At 70.1% G+C, this 17,107-nt stretch carries 12 protein-coding genes; 5 read left to right on the forward strand and 7 right to left on the reverse strand.

Going from position 1 to position 17,107, the window contains the following annotated elements:
* Positions 1 to 7 precede the first annotated feature (7 nt).
* On the forward strand, positions 8 to 2,626 hold the full coding sequence (locus ACGFX9_RS15300) for a SpoIIE family protein phosphatase (RefSeq protein WP_393470826.1): 2,619 nt from the start codon (positions 8 to 10) through the stop codon (positions 2,624 to 2,626).
* 32 nt (positions 2,627 to 2,658) lie between these two features.
* Here ACGFX9_RS15300 and ACGFX9_RS15305 read toward each other — a convergent pair whose 3' ends face one another.
* The 7 genes from ACGFX9_RS15305 to ACGFX9_RS15335 form a co-directional block, all read right to left on the reverse strand.
* Positions 2,659 to 3,372 (reverse strand): PspA/IM30 family protein, encoded by a 714-nt coding sequence (locus tag ACGFX9_RS15305; protein ID WP_393470829.1) that lies wholly within the window; start codon positions 3,370 to 3,372, stop codon positions 2,659 to 2,661.
* A gap of 175 nt (positions 3,373 to 3,547) precedes the next feature.
* The gene (locus ACGFX9_RS15310; protein WP_393470831.1) at positions 3,548 to 5,698 is read right to left on the reverse strand and encodes a TPM domain-containing protein; all 2,151 of its coding nucleotides are present in this window, start codon (positions 5,696 to 5,698) and stop codon (positions 3,548 to 3,550) included.
* Between the two features lie 76 nt (positions 5,699 to 5,774).
* On the reverse strand, positions 5,775 to 7,037 hold the full coding sequence (locus ACGFX9_RS15315; protein ID WP_393470834.1) for a hydrolase: 1,263 nt from the start codon (positions 7,035 to 7,037) through the stop codon (positions 5,775 to 5,777).
* A 99-nt stretch (positions 7,038 to 7,136) separates the two neighbouring features.
* Positions 7,137 to 7,943 (reverse strand): succinate dehydrogenase/fumarate reductase iron-sulfur subunit, encoded by an 807-nt coding sequence (locus ACGFX9_RS15320; RefSeq protein ID WP_393470836.1) that lies wholly within the window; start codon positions 7,941 to 7,943, stop codon positions 7,137 to 7,139.
* Positions 7,940 to 9,877, reverse strand: coding sequence for a fumarate reductase/succinate dehydrogenase flavoprotein subunit (locus ACGFX9_RS15325; protein ID WP_393470839.1), 1,938 nt, complete (start codon positions 9,875 to 9,877; stop codon positions 7,940 to 7,942). Before ACGFX9_RS15325 ends, ACGFX9_RS15320 begins: the two co-directional genes overlap by 4 nt.
* Complete coding sequence (locus ACGFX9_RS15330) at positions 9,877 to 10,710, reverse strand: hypothetical protein (protein ID WP_393470842.1); 834 nt, start codon at positions 10,708 to 10,710, stop codon at positions 9,877 to 9,879. Before ACGFX9_RS15330 ends, ACGFX9_RS15325 begins: the two co-directional genes overlap by 1 nt.
* A gap of 102 nt (positions 10,711 to 10,812) precedes the next feature.
* Positions 10,813 to 11,127 carry a hypothetical protein gene (locus tag ACGFX9_RS15335; RefSeq protein WP_393470845.1) on the reverse strand — a complete coding sequence of 105 codons (315 nt, stop codon included), beginning with the start codon at positions 11,125 to 11,127 and terminating at the stop codon, positions 10,813 to 10,815.
* Between the two features lie 378 nt (positions 11,128 to 11,505).
* Here ACGFX9_RS15335 and ACGFX9_RS15340 point away from each other — a divergent pair, with 378 nt between their 5' ends.
* From ACGFX9_RS15340 to typA, 4 genes are all read left to right on the forward strand, one after another.
* A complete protein-coding gene (locus ACGFX9_RS15340; protein WP_393470847.1) occupies positions 11,506 to 13,917 on the forward strand; it encodes an ABC transporter family substrate-binding protein in 2,412 nt (803 codons plus the stop codon).
* Positions 13,918 to 14,096: 179 nt separating this feature from the next.
* Positions 14,097 to 14,447 carry a type II toxin-antitoxin system RelE/ParE family toxin gene (locus ACGFX9_RS15345; RefSeq protein WP_393470850.1) on the forward strand — a complete coding sequence of 117 codons (351 nt, stop codon included), beginning with the start codon at positions 14,097 to 14,099 and terminating at the stop codon, positions 14,445 to 14,447.
* Positions 14,444 to 14,749 carry a helix-turn-helix domain-containing protein gene (locus ACGFX9_RS15350; protein ID WP_393470853.1) on the forward strand — a complete coding sequence of 102 codons (306 nt, stop codon included), beginning with the start codon at positions 14,444 to 14,446 and terminating at the stop codon, positions 14,747 to 14,749. The genes ACGFX9_RS15345 and ACGFX9_RS15350 overlap by 4 nt, the downstream gene beginning before the upstream one ends.
* Before the next feature lie 179 nt (positions 14,750 to 14,928).
* Positions 14,929 to 16,803, forward strand: coding sequence for a translational GTPase TypA (gene typA / locus ACGFX9_RS15355; protein ID WP_393470856.1), 1,875 nt, complete (start codon positions 14,929 to 14,931; stop codon positions 16,801 to 16,803).
* The last annotated feature ends 304 nt before the right edge of the window (positions 16,804 to 17,107 follow it).

Genomic DNA, 17,107 nt, shown 5'->3' on the forward strand with positions numbered 1-17,107 from the left:
GGTTCGCGTGAGCGAGATACCAGCGAAGGCGACGGAGCGAGGCGGTCCGTCGGGTGACGCTAGGGGCGAAGCTGCGGATGACGTGATGTGGCAGAGCAGTCCACCCGGTTCGATCTACGACTACATCAAGGTGGCCTCCTTCTCGATCGGCCCCGACGGGCTGATCGACCAGTGGAGCCTGCGCGCCGAGCGGCTGTTCGGGGTGCACGCCGATGACGCCGTGGGCAGGGATCCGATCGAGGCCTTCGTCCCGTCCGAGCTGCGCAGCAGCGGGCACCGCAAGATGGCGGAGATCCTGGACGGCAGGGAGTGGACCGGGTCCGTCCCCTTCCGGGCGCCCGGAAGGCCCGAGGGGCCCGGCTCGGAGTCCTTCGAGGGCTCCGAGGGCATCGCCGAGGTCTACGTGATGCCGACCCGGACCGAGGCCGGCGAACAGGCCGCCGTCTGCATCGTCGTCGACGTACGGGCGCTCCGTCAGATCGAGACCGATCTCGCCGCCTCGCAGGCCATTTTCGGCCAATCTCCCTTCGGTTTCCTCCTGTTCGGCACGGACCTCAAGGTGCAGCGCGCCAATCGCCGCTTCGCCGCGGTCTTCGGAGGCGGCGTCGAGGACCACCGCGGCCGCACCGTCCACGACTATCTGCCCCGGCACGAGGCCGACCGCATGGCCGCCGCGCTCAAGCGGGTCCTGGAGACCGGCGACTCCGTCACCGACATGCAGATCGTGGGCCCCGCCCCCGGCAGCAACGACCGCCGCCACTGGTCGATCAACCTCTATCGCGTACACAGCGGTTCGGGCCGCCCCATAGGCATCGCGGGGCTCGGCACCGACGTCACCCGCCGTCACGCCGCCGCCCGCGAAGCCGCCCACGCCCGGCGCAACCTCGCCCTCCTCAACGAAGCGGGCGCCCGCATAGGCAACTCCCTCGACCTGGAGACGACCGCGCGTGAGCTGCTCGACGTCACCGTCCCCGGCTTCTGCGACCTCGCCTCCGTAGACCTCTACCAAGGGCTGCTCGACGGCGACGAGACCCCTCCCGGGCTCGCCGACGGGAGCGCCGAGCTGCGCCGCGTGGCCTTCGCGAGCGCCGTCGCCGACGCGCCCTTCCCGGAGGGCGGCACCCCCATAGACGTCGGCGCCGTACACCGCTTCGGCTTCACCACGCCCTGCGCCGACGCCCTGCGCACCGCCCGGCCACGGCTCGTCTCCGCGGCCGACGAGGGCTCCGCGAGCAGGCTCACCGGCGGGCTCGTCCAGTCGACGCTCGCCGTGCCGATGGTCGCCCACGACACCGTCGTCGGCCTCGCCCAGTTCTCCCGCACGAAGGGAAGCGAGCCCTTCGGAGAGCGCGATCGCGCCCTCGCCGTCGAACTCGCCGCGCGCGCCGCGGTCTGTATCGACAACGCCCGCCTCTACCGCCGCGAACACGAGCGCGCACTGATCCTGCAGCGCTCCTTGCTGCCGCCCGACGACCCCGAGGCGTCCGGCCTGGACATCGCCTGCCGCTACCTCCCCGGCAACGCGGCCACCGAAGTCGGCGGCGACTGGTTCGACGTCATCGAACTGCCGGGCCACCGCACCGCCCTGGTCGTCGGCGACGTCATGGGACGCGGCCTGCGCGCCGCCGTCGCCATGGGCGAACTGCGCACCGCCGTACGCACCTTGGCGCTCCTGGACCTGGAACCCGCCGAGGTCCTCTCCGCGCTCGACGAGATCGCCCGCGGCCTCGGCGACCCCTCAGGCACCCAGCAGGCCACGAGAGCGGCCCGTCAGAAGCGTTCCGAGAGCGAGACGGACCTTTGCGAGGTCTACCTCGCCACCTGCGTGTACGCGGTCTACGACGCCGTCACGCGCCGCGTCACGTTCGCCAACGCCGGTCATCTGCCGCCCGTGCTCGTCGAGCCCGACGAATCGCCGCTGATGCTCGACGTGCCGCCCGGCATGCCGCTGGGCGTCGGCGGCGAGCCCTTCGAAGAGGTCGAGGTCGAACTCCCCGACGGCGCGCTGCTCGCGCTCTACACCGATGGGCTCGTCGAATCCCGCGACCACCCGCTCGACGAGGGCCTGAACGCCTTCGTACGCGCCCTGAACGACCCGGCGCCCGCCCTTGAGGACGTCTGCGACCACGTCCTGAACACCCTCGACACCCACCACGGAGAGGACGACATCGCGCTCCTCATGGCACGCGTCCAGGGACTGCCCGCCGATGCCGTCGGCGACTGGACGCTGGAGCGCGACCCGAAGTCGGTGGGCCGGGCGCGTGAACTCGCCTGCGAACAACTGCGCTCCTGGGACCTGGAACCCCTCTGCGACACGACCGAACTGCTGGTCAGCGAGCTCGTCACCAACGCCCTGCGGTACGGCGAGGGCGAGATCCGGCTGCGGCTCCTCCTCGACCGCACCCTGGTGTGCGAGGTGTGGGACGCGGGCCTCGTCCAGCCGCGCCGCCGCCGGGCGCGTGACACGGACGAGGGCGGCCGGGGGCTGCAGCTGGTCGGGCTCCTGAGCGCCGCGTGGGGCTCGCGCAGGACTCCGCGCGGCAAGACGGTGTGGTTCGAGATGCCGCTGCCGGACAGCGGGGTGCAGCCGATGGACGCGGCGGAGGCGCTGCTCAGCCTGTTCTGAGGGCTGTTCCGTCCCTCTCGTGGCGTGGCTCCCTATGTCGTGGCCTTCAGGGCGGCGAGGCGGGCCTCGACCTCGGCCGTGTCGCCCAGGTTGTCCAGCTCCTCGAACTGGGCGTCGAGCGAGGACGCGGCGAGCTCCTGCTTGCCGAGCGCCCTGGCCTCCTCGCGGCGCACCTTGTCCTCGAAGCGGTTCAACTCGCTGGTGGGGTCAAGGACGTCGATGTTCTGGGCGGCGTCCATCATCTGGTTCTGGGCCTGCGCGGTCTTGGCGCGGGCCACCAGTTGGTCGCGCTTCGACCGGAGCTCGGTCAGCTTGACCTTCATCTGGTCGAGCCCTGACTTCAGCTTGTCGACGACCTCGGTCTGGGCGGCGATGGTCGGCTCCGCGTCCTTGGCCTCCCGCTCGGACCGCAGCTGCCGTTGCAGCGCGACCTTGGCCAGGCCGTCGAACTTGTCGGCCTCCTCGGCGCTTCCGCCGGACCTCAACTCGTCCGCCTTCTTGCTGGCGGCGATCGCCTTGGAGCCCCACTCGTCGGCCGCTTCCCGGTCCTCCTTGTGGTCGAGTTCCAGCATCCGCAGATTGCCGATGGTGGTCGACACCGCCTCCTCGGCCTCCCGGATGTTGCTCGTGTAGTCGCGGATCAGCTGGTCGAGCATCTTCTGCGGGTCCTCGGCCTGGTCGAGGAGGGAGTTGATGTTGGCCTTGGCGAGCTGGGCCACCCGGCCGAGGATCGTCTGCTTGGCCATGTCCGGCACCCTTCTTGCGCCTGAGTCGGCGCCGCTTTCGCGGAGTCGGTTCTCTCCGTCGTGGTCTCTCGATTGGTGGTCGCGTGGTGGTTGCGGGGTTGCGTGATGGCTGCGGTGGTTGTGGGGGCCGCGGTCATGGCTGCCGCATCGCGGGGCGGAACCCTGCTGCGCATCCTCAGAATCGGCCGCCCCCGCCCATCCGGCCCCGGGTCCCCCCGCCGCCGAAGCTTCCGGGGCTGCCTCCGCCGAAACCGCCCCCTCCGAAGCCGCCGCCTCCGCCGCCCGCCCCGCGGCCCACGCCTCCGACGAGCTCGCCGAGGATGATGCCGCCGAGGACCGCGCCGCCCATGCCGCCGCCGCGTCCGCCGCCACCGCCGCCGCCTCCGTAGGGATTGCCGTATCCCCGTACGTCGAGTTCGGCGAGCTGCCGCGCCTGCCGGGCCTGGGCGTCGCCCTGCTGGGCCTGGGAGAGCGCCGTGGCGGCATCGGTCTCCTGAGCGGCCTCCGCCTCCGAGAGGTGACGCTGGGCCTCCGCCAGGCGGGTCCTCGCCTCGCTGCCGACCGCTGCCCGGTGCGTGCCGATGAAGTCCGCCGCCGCTCCTACGGCGCTGCGCGCGGTGAGCAGGGCCTGGCCCAGGAGGGCGACGGCACGCTGGTTGGTGACCTCGCGCTCACGGGCGCCCTTGAGGGACGCGTCGAGGACCGTGTCGGCTTCCTCGACCCGGCGCAGGGCGTCGATCGGGTCGTAGGGGCCCGCCGCCATCGCCTTGCGGACCTCGGTGGCCACCGCCTCCGCGCGGGCGATGCGGCCGTGCAGGTCGGCCGTGGAGGCTCCCGCCGCGGTGCCTTCGATGAGGCCGCGGGCCTCGGCGAGGTCGGTCTCCGTCTCGGTGAGCGCGGCGGGGAGCTTCTCCGCGGCGAGCGCGAGCTCACCGGCCAGGCGGTCGACGGCGTCCACGAAGGTGCCCGCCTGGTCGACGGCCCCTTCGGCGGCACGCAGATGGACGGCCGCCTTGCCGTTGTCGCCCTTGTCGATGGACTGCCGGGCCTCGTTCAGATGCGTCGTCGCGAAGAGCAGACGGTCCTTGGCCTGCTCCACGTGGCCTACGACGGGTGCGTACGCGGACGGCGCGTACTGCCCGCGGATCGCGGCGAGGGTGCTCCCCGCGGTGGTGGCGCGCCCAGTGACCTGCCGGAACGCCGTTTCGGCGTGCTCCAGGGCCTGCGCCGCGTCGCGTTCGAGTGCGCGCAGCTGATCGAAGCCCGCGGCCTCCGCGTCGAGGCGGCGGCCTGCGTCCGTGCAGCGTTCGACGATCTCGTCCAGCATGCTCCGCCTGGTCGCGTCGTCCTCCGGATAGGCGTCGTCAAGGCGCTGGCGCACCTTGAAGGCCGCGGTCAGCTCGGAGCGCGCGTACGTGAGCGCGTCCGTGAAGGGCCGCACCGCCTCCTCGCCGAACTGGGCGGTGGCGAAGCCGAGTTCCTCGGCGCTGGTGCGGATCGCGTCATCGGTCTCCACCAGGAGCTGCTTGCTCCGCTTGTCGAGCTCGGGGAGCGAGGCCGGCTGCCCACCGGCTGCCCCTTTGCCCCAGCCGCCGCCTCCGCCACCTCCGCCACCGCCTCCAGGAGTCGTACGCGTGTTGGTGCGCCGTTTGCGGCGGCTGTACGCGACCGCCGCGAGTGCGCCCGCGCCGCCCAGCACCACGACGGGCAGCACCAGGTCCCCGGCGGCTGTCTCGTCACCGCTGTCGCCGCCGCTGCCGCCCGGGTCGGGGTCGCCCGTGGTGAGCGCCGGGGTGGGTACGGGGTCGCCCGCGAGGACGGCGCGGTAGCCGTTCGCGGCGCCGATGGCCGCGCCGGCCCAGTCGTTCCGGCGCAGGGCGGGCTTGATCGCGGTGGTCGCGACGTCCTGGAGCTGAGCCTTGGTGAGCCGGGAATCGACGTCCACGGAGTACGCGTACTGGCGGTCGTGCGTGGCGACAGCGAGCAGCGCGTCGTCCAGGCCGAGCCCGTTGCGCTCGGCGGTCGTGTCCGCCCAGTCCTGCGCTCCGCGCCCGGAGAAATCACGTACGTAGACGACGAAGAGCTGGAGCCCCCGGTCGTCGTAGAGCTGATCGAGTGCCCGTTCGGCGGCGTCCTTGCGGTCGCCGAGCGCGCCCACCTTGTCGGTGATCTGGCCGTCACGGGAGAGCGTGACCGGGTCATCGTCCGGGGCGGCGAGGGCCACAGGGGCGAGGGCCACGGGGGCGGACAGGAACAGCAGGCACCACGTGAGCAGTGCGGCAGCTGTGGCTGTCGCCCGCACGGCTATGGGCGAGGGCGGCGTCACATTTGGGAGCGTATGACCGTCTTGTGGGGGACGCGAGCGGGGCTGGGTGACGGGGCCCAACCTCCGCTCGGTCCCCTCAGCCGGCGAACTCGACCTCCGGGTACTTCGCCGAAGGTCCGTCGAGCAGCTGGTCGTCCCGGCCCCGCAGCCAGCGGTCGAAGAACGACGTCACGTAGACGCGTTCCGCTGTGATCGCGCGGGAAGGGGTGACCGTACCTATGTGTTCCTCGATGACCTTCCGGTCCACCCCCGCCTGGGGGAGCAGTGCCGCGAGGTCCGTGTATGCCTGGTGCTTCGAGCCGGTCAGGGTCACGTTCCGCTTCCAGCCCTTGGTGTGGGACCAGAACGCGCGCCATGACGGTTCCGTCACGCGGTCGCTGTCCTGCCTGCCCATGAGGAGGAACGGGCGGGTCAGGCCATGCTGGGCCACCGGCATGAGGTTCGTGCCGTTCGGTTCGGGGTTGTACTCCAGGGTGCCGTCGATGTTGATGCCTGCCTTGACCCGCTTGTCCTCGTACATCGTCTCGGCGGCGGCGATCCCGCCCGCGGACTGGCCGAACATCCCCACCCGCTTCTGGTCCACCACCTTGGAGAGGCCGTTCGGCAGCGAGCCGAGGCGGTCCAGGACGAACTTGGAGTCGGCCACCCGGATGTCCAGGACCTTCTTCAGCAGCGCCGGCATCGAGTCGTCCTGCTGCGCCTCCACGAGCGCCTCGCGCAGCGGGGCGTCGTCCTTGACCGAGCCGTCGGGGAACTCCACGCCCGGCGCCTCATAGGTGTGGTCGATCGTCACCACCACATAGCCACGGCTCGCCAACTCCTCCACCGCTGAAGTGCCCCAGGTGCGGGGGTCGTTGGCTCCCGCCGCGTACACCAGCACCGGGCGCCGCCCGCCGCTCGTGTCGGCCGGAGCTCCCTCCCGCGCGTGCGTCCGTATCCCCGCGAAGTCGATCGCGTCCTTGGGGATGCCGTGGGGTGCCGTCGCGTTCCAGCGCTCTGCCGCGCCCGGTGTCATATAGGGCGCGAGGCGGGATCCCGTCTTGCCCGACGTGCGTGCGGCCGGATACCAGACGCTGATCATCAGTTCTCGGTACGGCACGGACTTCACCCACGGGTCATGCCGCGAATCGTCCACGAGACGCGTCGACACCATGCCGATCCGGTGCGGTCCCGTCGGCGCGGGGAGCCTCGCCTCTGTGCCCGTGGCGCGGGCCTGCGCGGCAGGCGCCGGGACGGTCAGCAGCGCCGCCGCCAGGCCCGCCGCCGCGAGCCCCAGCGCCGAGCGCCGGGTCAGAGGCGAGTGAGTGGCCGAGTGAGAAACAGCCGCAGAAGAATTCATGCCTCAATGCTGATCTCGTCCCGAGCCCCTGACCATGGGGGAAATCACGAGTCTTTGGGATGGGGGATTACCCCCACAGGCCCCCACGAGCCTCCGGAACTACTCCCCCCGCCGCCGAATCTTGTTCCCCAGCCAGACCAGCGGATCGTACTTCCGGTCAACCGCCCGCTCCTTCAAGGGAATCAGCGCGTTGTCCGTGATTTTGATGCCCTCGGGGCACACCTCCGTGCAGCACTTCGTGATGTTGCAGTAGCCGAGGCCGTGCTCGTCCTGCGCGGTCTGCTTCCGGTCGAGGCCGCTTTCCGCCGCCGCGTCCAGCGGATGCATGTCCAGTTCCGCGATCCGCATGAGGAAGCGCGGTCCCGCGAACGCCGCCTTGTTCTCCTCGTGGTCGCGCACCACATGGCACGTGTCCTGGCACAGGAAGCACTCGATGCACTTGCGGAACTCCTGGGAGCGGTCCACGTCCTCCTGCATCATGCGGTACTCGCCGGGGCCCACGCCCTCCGGAGGCACGAAGGCCGGAACCTCCCGAGCCTTCGTGTAGTTGAAGCCGACGTCCGTCACCAGGTCCCGCACGATGGGGAAGGCCCGCAGCGGCGTCACCGTGATGACGTCCTCGCGGTCGAACACCGACATGCGCGTCATGCACAGCAGCCGCGGCCGGCCGTTGATCTCCGCCGAGCACGAACCGCACTTGCCCGCCTTGCAGTTCCAGCGCACCGCCAGGTCAGGGGCCTGGGTCGCCTGTAGGCGGTGGATGATGTCGAGGACGACCTCGCCTTCGTTGACCTCGACCTTGAAGTCCTCAAGTCCGCCGCCTTTGACGTCCCCGCGCCAGACCCGGAACCGCGCGTCGTACGACGTACTCGACGTACTCGAAGGACTCGGCGTAGACGTACTCACTCGTAGAGCTCCTCTTCGGCGAGGTACTTGACCAGCTCTTCCTTCTCGAAGAGAGCAAGCAGGTCGGGACGGATGGGCTCGGTGGTGACGCGCACCAGATCGATCTGGCCGTGCACGGGATCCGTGGCCGCCAATCCACCTGATGGGTCGGTGAGTTGGCAGAGCAGATTCGCGCGGCGCCATTCGCGGTTCATCGCCGGATGGTCCTCGCGGGTGTGCCCGCCTCGGCTCTCCGTGCGCTCCAGGGCGGCCCGCGCCACGCACTCGCTGACAAGGAGCATGTTGCGCAGGTCGAGCGCGAGGTGCCAGCCGGGGTTGAACTGGCGGTGGCCCTCGACGCCGGCCCTCCGTGCCCGCACGCGCAGTTCCGCCAGTTTCTCCAGGGCCTGCTCCATCTCGGCCTCGCGGCGGATGATGCCGACCAGGTCGTTCATCGTCTGCTGGAGTTCCTGGTGGAGGGTGTACGGGTTCTCCGGCGTCGCCCCGTCCTCGGGGCCCTCGGCGCTGAACGGCCGCAGCGCCTCGGCCGCCGCCGTGTCCACCTGGACCTCGTCGACCAGGGGCCGCAGGCCTTCACCGGTGAGCCCGGAGGCGTACCGCGCGGCGTGCAGTCCCGCGCGCCGCCCGAAGACGAGCAGGTCGGACAGGGAGTTGCCGCCGAGCCGGTTGGAGCCGTGCATGCCGCCCGCGACCTCGCCCGCCGCGAACAGACCGGGCACGCGCCGCGCCGCCGCCGTGTCCGACTCGACCGCGATACCGCCCATCACGTAGTGACAGGTCGGCCCGACCTCCATCGCCTCGGCCGTGATGTCGACGTCCGCCAGCTCCTTGAACTGGTGGTACATGGACGGGAGCCGACGCCGGATGACCTCGGCGGGCATGCGCGTCGACACGTCGAGGAAGACACCGCCGTGCGGAGAGCCACGGCCCGCCTTCACCTCGGAGTTGATGGCGCGCGCCACTTCGTCGCGTGGCAGGAGCTCCGGAGGCCGCCGGTTGTGGTCCGGGTCCTCGTACCAGCGGTCGCCCTCCTCCTCCGACTGGGCGTACTTCTCCTTGAAGACGTCGGGTACGTAGTCGAACATGAACCGCTTGCCTTCGGAGTTGCGCAGTACCCCGCCGTCGCCGCGCACCGACTCGGTGACCAGGATCCCCTTCACCGAAGGCGGCCAGACCATCCCCGTCGGGTGGAACTGCACGAACTCCATGTTGAGCAGCGGCGCACCGGCGAGCAGCGCGAGCGCGTGGCCGTCGCCCGTGTACTCCCACGAATTCGACGTCACCTTGAAGGACTTGCCGATGCCGCCCGTCGCGAGGACCACGCTCGGGGCATCGAGGACGAAGAAGCGGCCCGACTCGCGGTCGTAGCAGAAGGTGCCACTGACGCGCTCGCCCTCCTTGAGCACCCGTGTGACCGTGCACTCCTGGAAGACCTTCAACCGCGCTTCGTAGTCACCGAATTCGCGCTCGTCCTCCTGCTGGAGGGAGACGATCTTCTGCTGGAGCGTGCGGATCAGTTCGAGGCCCGTCCGGTCGCCGACATGGGCAAGACGCGGATACTCGTGCCCTCCGAAGTTGCGCTGGGAGATCCGGCCGTCCGCCGTACGGTCGAACAGTGCGCCCCAGGTCTCCAACTCCCACACGCGATCAGGCGCTTCGCGCGCGTGCAGCTCGGCCATGCGCCACTGGTTGAGGAACTTGCCGCCGCGCAGGGTGTCGCGGAAGTGGACCTGCCAGTTGTCGCCGGAGTTCACATTGCCCATGGAGGCCGCGATGCCGCCTTCGGCCATCACCGTATGGGCCTTGCCGAACAGGGACTTGCAGATCACGGCGGTACGCGCGCCTCGCTCACGCGCCTCGATCGCCGCCCGCAGGCCCGCACCTCCGGCTCCCACCACGACAACGTCCCACTGCTGCCGCTCCACTTGAGACATCAGAACAACCTCGGATCGTCGAAGACGCCGGACGCGATCAGATACACGTAGAAGTCGGCGAGCGCCACGCTCACCAAGGAGGCCCAGGCGAGCAGCATGTGGCGTGCGTTCAGTTTTCCGACCCACTGCCACATGCGGTAGCGCACAGGGTGCTTGGAGAAGTGCTTGAGCTTGCCGCCGACGATGTGCCGGCAGGAGTGGCAGGAGAGTGTGTACGCCCAGATCAGCACGATGTTGACCAGGAAGACGAGCGTCCCGAGGCCCATGTGGCCCCACTCGTAGTGCTCGTCACGGAACGAGAGCACGGTGTCGTACGTGAGGATGCCCGCCACCGGCACCGCCGCGTAGAAGAAGTAGCGGTGGATGTTCTGCAGGATCAGCGGGAAGCGGGTCTCACCCGAGTACTTCTTGTGGGGCTCCGCGACCGCGCAGGCCGGCGGTGAGGCCCAGAAACCGCGGTAGTAGGCCTTGCGGTAGTAGTAGCAGGTCAGCCGGAAGCCGAGCGGGAAGATCAGGATGAGCAGCGCGGGGGACAGGCCCCACCAGCTGCCGAAGATCTCCCAGTTGGGTCCCGACCGCATCGGCTCGCAGTTGTCGGCGAGGCACGGTGAGTAGAACGGTGAGACGTAGGGCGCCTGGTAGTAGTCCGCGTTCCCGAAGGCCCGCCACGTCGAGTAGACGATGAAGGCGAACAGTCCGGCGGCGGTGGCGGCGGGCGCGAGCCACCAGCGGTCGGTCCGGAGATGGGCAGCGCTGATGGCGGCGCGCGTCGCCGCTCGCACGCCGCCCGGTTCCTGGCCGCTCTTCAGATGGGGTTCCGTGCCAGTGGCCAACGAGGCTCCACTCCTTTGTCCTCGGGTCTGTCCTCGGGTCGGCTGTTCTCGGATCGGCCGTTCTCGGGTCGGCTGTTCTCAGCTCAACAGCGACGGCCGTCCTCAGGGCGCGTGCCGGTCGTGCGCGCCCAGGCCCTCGTCGTCCGAGTCCGTCCACAGAGAGCTGTCGTAGGGCGTATCGGGAATGGTGACCAGGTCAGGTCGCTTCCCCGGGACGGCGCCCGGCGCGGGGATCGCGGCGCGCAGCAGCGCGACGCTCTCGCGCAGATGGTCGGCGTCGGTGCGGACGCGGCGGACATCGAGCCCGGCCAGACCGCCCTGGGCACTCTCGCTGACCTGCTGCTCCAGCTTGCCGACGGTGCGGACCAGATCGTCGACGCATCGCTGAACAGCCGTCAGATCATCGTGCAGAGCCATGACTTGCCCTCACTTCAGGGGTGCGGCGGCAACGTTCACGCGCCTGCGAGTGTCGCGCGTCACATCCCGGCTTGTGAAGAGATCTGCCGGGATTCCCGGCTCGTACGCGCTGAAATGCGCCGGGGCGTGAGCCGCGTCGCCGATCGTGCCTCGGGGCGGACGCCGATGCCCCCGCCGCGCCCGGTCACGCTGGGTCATGCCCTTGTTGGGCCGCACGGGTGGGATCTGGCGCCCCCACGCCGTGTCGCTGTCGCGTGCCGGGCCCCGTCCCCTTCAGTGGATCGATAGATGTGATCAGCTCCATATACCGCCAAACGTGATCAAACCCGGCCCGATCCTGGTAGCGGGCGGCCGGGCGAGCCCCGGAGGTAACCCGCCATGTCCCACGACCGCGCCAGACTGAGATCTGCCGTGTTCCTCGCCACGGGCGTGCTAGCTCTGCCCGCCCTCGCCGCCTGCAGCTCTCAGGACGAGGCCGGCTCCCCGACCGCCGGTCAGGACATCGCCCCCGCGGCCCGGGACCGCGTCGCCGACGGCGGGACCATGAACTGGGCCCTTGACGCGATGCCGGAGACCCTCAACTCCTTCCAGTCCGACGCCGACGCGGGCACCTCCCGGATCGCGGGCGCGGTCCTGCCGTCGATGTACCGCCTCGACGCGCAGGGCAGGGCGCAGCAGAACCCCGACTTCCTGGAGTCCGCGAAGGTCGTCGAGCGCGAGCCCAAGCAGGTCGTGCTCTACAAGCTCAACCAGCAGGCGGTGTGGAGCGACGGCCGGGAGATCGGGGCCGATGACTTCGCTGCGCAGCAGCGTGCCCTGTCCGGGAAGGACAGCGCGTACTGGACGGCACGCAACGCGGGCTACGACCGCATCGAGAAGATCGAGCGCGGCGAGAACAACCTTGAGGTGCGCGTCACGTTCAACAAGCCCTACGCGGACTGGCGTTCGCTCTTCTCGCCGCTGTACCCGAAGGAGGTCATGGGCACTCCTGACTCCTTCAACGACGGCGCGCGGCGCAAGCTCAAGGTGAGCGCCGGTCCGTTCGCGGTGCAGGACGTCGACCGCAAGACGGACGAGGTCACGCTGGTCCGCAATCCGCGCTGGTGGGGAGAGCCCGCCAAGCTCTCCAAGCTCGTCCTGCGCGAGGTGCCGCGCGGCGAGCGGGCCGCCGCGATCGCGGCGGGGAAGGTCGACCTGGCCGAGATCGACGCCCCGGAGGCGCGGCGCATCACCGACGCCGCCCGTGACAAGGGCGCCCAGGGCCCGCTCAGCCACGGCCCCGAGGCGCGGCTCACCCCGGGCAAGGCGCTGCGCTCCTGGGCGATCGCCCACGGCTCCGACGAGGAGGCGGCCGACACCGAGCAGCGGGCCCGCAAGAAGGCGCACAAGGCGGTCACGAAGTACTCCACCGAGCAGACGGGCCTGCGGGGCTACACCGTCCGCAAGTCCCTCGAACCGGCCTACACGCAGCTCGCCCTCAACGGCACCGAGGGCCCGCTCGCCGACGACCGGGTGCGGCGCGCGGTGGCCCGCGCGCTTGACCGGGACGCGCTCGCCAAGGCGGTCCTCTCGCCGCTCGGCCTGCCCGCCGAGCCGGTCGGCAGCCACCTGGCCCTGGCCGGGCAGCAGGCGTACGCGGACAACAGCGGGGCCCTGGGCGACCAGGACACCACCGAGGCGCGGGCGCTGCTCGCCGACGCGGGGTGGACGCCGGGTGGGCCGCTGAAGGAGAAGGAGAAGGGGAAGACGGCCGGAGGCGAGGCGGACACCAAGAAGAAGGGCACCGCTTCGAAGAAGGACACTGCTTCGAAGAAGGACACCGCCGCTTCATCGTCTGACTCGTCCGGCTCGGGTGAGGACTCCGACTCGAATGAGGACTCCGGAGACGGCACGTACGTCGTCGGCGAGGAGGACGAGAAGCCGGGGGAGAGCGGTACCTCGGTCCTCGCGCCCGCTCCGGCGGCGGCGTACCAGCGGGCGGCGCTGAACCGTCAGGCGGTGTCTCTCGTGGCGCACCGCGAGGCGGACAAGGAGAAGAAGAAGGACCCGGGCGGGCATGCCAAGCAGCGCGCCGAGAAGCGGGCGGGGAAGGGGGGCGCGCAGGGTGCGTACGCCCCCAAGGGCACCGCGGCACCGGCCGAGCCTGCCTCGGCCGTGGGCGGCCCCATGGCCAAGGACGGCAAGCCGCTCACCCTCCGCTTCGTCCTGCCGTCCGGCGAGGGCTCGGAATCCCTGCGGACCGTGGCCGACCGGATCTTGCGGATGCTGGAGAAGATCGGGGTCCGCACGGAGACGGCGAAGGTCGCCGACGAGAGCTACTTCAAGGACCACATCGCGTCCGGCCAGTACGACCTCGCCCTCTACTCCTGGCCCGCGACCGCCTTCCCCGCCACGGACGCACGGCCGATCTTCGCCAAGCCGGTGCCGGCCGCGGACGGGTCGCTGAACGTCGAGCAGAACTACACGCGGGTCGGTACGGACCACATCGACCAGCTCTTCGACCAGGCGATGGGGGAGCTGGACGAGGATGAGGGGCGTTCGCTGGTCAGGAAGGCGGACGCGCGCATCTGGGCCGAGGCAGGATCGATTCCTCTCTACCAGCGCCCGCAGCTGGTGGCGGCCCGGCCGAACCTCGCCAACGCGGGGGCGTTCGGTTTCCAGTCCCCGGACTTCGAGGACATGGGCTTCCTGAAGCAGGGCGGGGAGCAGGCGGGGAAGCCGGGCGGGAAGCAGGCCGGGGAGCGGCCGGGGAAGCCGGGCGGCAAGCCGGAGAAACCCGCCGAGAAGTAGCTCCGCCGCAGGTCACGCTCAGATTCCGCTCAACTCCCTTGCCCGCCGGTGCCTCCGGCGGGCAAGGTCGTTTCCACCCATGACCCGGGACGATCACCCCTACCCCTCCCCTCTCACGATCGGGTGACTGCACAGCAATCCACCGCCACGGGCGCGCCCCGGTTTATAGCGTTGATGCTATGAAGTGGGGTACCGTCGAACTGGAGCCGGAAGTCGATGCGTGGCTGTCCGGGCTCGACGACAAACGCTGGGCTCAGGCCCTTATGCACCTCGACCTGCTCGAACAGCGCGGCGTCCTCCTCGACGAGCCGTACACGCGCCAGCTCGACGGCAAACTCAGAGAGCTGCGCTTCTACTGCGGGGGCGATCGGGTCCGCGTCACCTACTGGATCGCCTCGGGCCGCCGCATCATCATGCTCACGGTGTTTCCCAAGACGCGGATGCGTGAGTTCGCCGAGGTGGAGCGAGCGCGGCAGGCCATGAAGCGCTGCCAGGAAGAGGGGCACACCGTGGATGAGGAGGAGTCGTGACTCAGACCAGGCGCAGCAGCCTTGCCGACGCGCGTGCGGCGCGGGCCATCACGCCGGAGATCGAAGAGGAGTACGCCGCCGCGCGACTCCGCTTCGCGCTCGCTGAAGCCGTGCGCGAGCGGCGCCAGGCGCTGGGGCTCTCGCAGAGTGAGCTCGGGCGCAGGGCGGACATGACGCAGTCCGCTGTGGCGCGGTTCGAGGGCGGCGGCACCGTGCCCACGATCCCGGTGCTCGACCGGCTGGCCCGGGCCCTGGACCTCCAGCTGCGCGTGGAGCTGGCACCGCACGCCGAGAGCGCCTAGCAGAGCCTGCTCCAGGGGGTAAAACCCCAGCTCAAGCCCCCCGCAAGGGCCCCGCGGAGGCCGCCTCCCCGGGAGGGACGTAGACTGGGGTGAGGCCGTGGCGTGTTCTGCCCGGCAGGGCACGCGTACCGGACCGTACGCGCCGCCAATCCACTCTTCCCGGGAGAAGCGCAGCTCGTATGCCCACGCGCCATGACATTCGTAATGTTGCCATCGTCGCCCACGTCGACCACGGCAAGACCACCCTGGTCGACGCCATGCTCAAGCAGGCCGGCTCCTTCGCCGCGCACGCTGCGGAGTCGCTCGACGACCGCATGATGGACTCGAACGACCTGGAGCGTGAGAAGGGCATCACGATCCTGGCCAAGAACACGGCCGTCAAGTACCACCCGAAGGATGGCGGCGACGTCATCACCATCAACATCATCGACACCCCCGGCCACGCCGACTTCGGTGGTGAGGTCGAGCGCGGCCTGTCGATGGTGGACGCGGTGGTGCTCCTCGTGGACGCCTCCGAGGGTCCGCTGCCCCAGACCCGCTTCGTGCTCCGCAAGGCCCTCGCGGCCAAGATGCCGGTCATCCTGTGCATCAACAAGACGGACCGTCCCGACTCGCGCATCGCCGAGGTCGTCGACGAAACGTATGACCTCTTCCTGGACCTGGACGCGGACGAGGAGCAGATCGAGTTCCCGATCGTCTACGCCTGCGCCCGTGACGGCGTCGCCTCGCTGACCAAGCCGGAGGACGGCACCGTCCCGGCCGACAGCGAGAACCTGGAGCCGTTCTTCTCCACGATCCTGGACACCGTCCCGGCTCCGGAGTACGACGAGGAGGCCCCGCTCCAGGCTCACGTCACGAACCTGGACGCCGACAACTTCCTCGGCCGTATCGCGCTGTGCCGCGTCGAGCAGGGTGAGCTGCGCAAGGGCCAGACCGTCACCTGGATCAAGCGTGACGGCACGATGTCCAACGTCCGCGTCACCGAGCTGATGATGACCGAGGCGCTCACCCGCAAGCCGGCCGAGAAGGCGGGCCCGGGCGACATCTGCGCCGTCGCCGGATTCCCGGACATCATGATCGGTGAGACCCTCGCCGACCCCGAGAACCCGATCGCGCTGCCGCTGATCACGGTCGACGAGCCGGCGATCTCCATGACCATCGGTACGAACACCTCGCCGCTGGTCGGCAAGGGCGGCAAGGGCCACAAGGTCACCGCCCGTCAGGTGAAGGACCGTCTGGACAAGGAGCTCATCGGTAACGTGAGCCTCCGGGTCCTCGACACCGAGCGCCCGGACGCCTGGGAGGTCCAGGGCCGTGGTGAGCTCGCGCTCGCCATCCTGGTCGAGCAGATGCGCCGCGAGGGCTTCGAGCTGACGGTTGGCAAGCCCGAGGTCGTCACCAAGCAGATCGACGGCAAGACGTACGAGCCGATCGAGCGCATGACGATCGACTCGCCCGAGGAGCACCTCGGCGCCATCACGCAGCTGATGGCGACCCGCAAGGGCCGCATGGAGACGATGACCAACCACGGCTCCGGCTGGATCCGCATGGAATGGATCGTCCCGTCGCGTGGCCTCATCGGCTTCCGTACGGAGTTCCTGACCCAGACCCGCGGTACCGGCATCGCGCACTCGATCTTCGAGGGTCACGAGCCGTGGTTCGGCGACCTGCGCACCCGTCACAACGGCTCGCTCGTCGCGGACCGTTCGGGTTCGGTCACGCCGTTCGCGATGGTCAACCTCCAGGAGCGCGGTGTCATCTTCACCGAGGCCGGCACCGAGGTGTACGAGGGCATGATCGTCGGTGAGAACTCGCGTGCCGACGACATGGACGTGAACATCACCAAGGAGAAGAAGCTCACCAACATGCGTGCGGCTTCCGCGGACACGACCGAGAACGTCGTGCCCGCCCGCAAGCTCTCGCTCGAGCAGTCCCTGGAGTTCTGCCGCGACGACGAGTGCATCGAGGTGACCCCGGAGACCGTGCGTATCCGCAAGGTCGTCCTGGACGCCAAGCAGCGCGGCCGCAGCGCCTCGCGCGCCAAGCACGGCTAAGGCCGGAGCAAAGCCCGGCTAAAACCTCGGGCTCGGCGCAACTGCCGCCGCCGTTCGGCGAATTCGGCAACAGAGGCCGGTTTCCGCCCCTCCAGGAGGAGGAGTGGAAACCGGCCTCTCGTGCGTCCGCGGGAGTTGCCCCTCTGCCGTCCGCGGGAGTTGCCCCTCTGCGGGGCTCCAGGCGGCGCTACGCTGGCGCACACCTCGGGGGTGGGGGATTCCGCGCCTTCGCGACTCTCCGCGCATCTACGCGCGTCCGCCCGACGTCCCCCGAAGGCGCCGTCGGTCGTCTCCGACGCGGTGC

The organism is Streptomyces sp. NPDC048436 (genome assembly GCF_043200355.1).
Classification (GTDB): domain Bacteria; phylum Actinomycetota; class Actinomycetes; order Streptomycetales; family Streptomycetaceae; genus Streptomyces.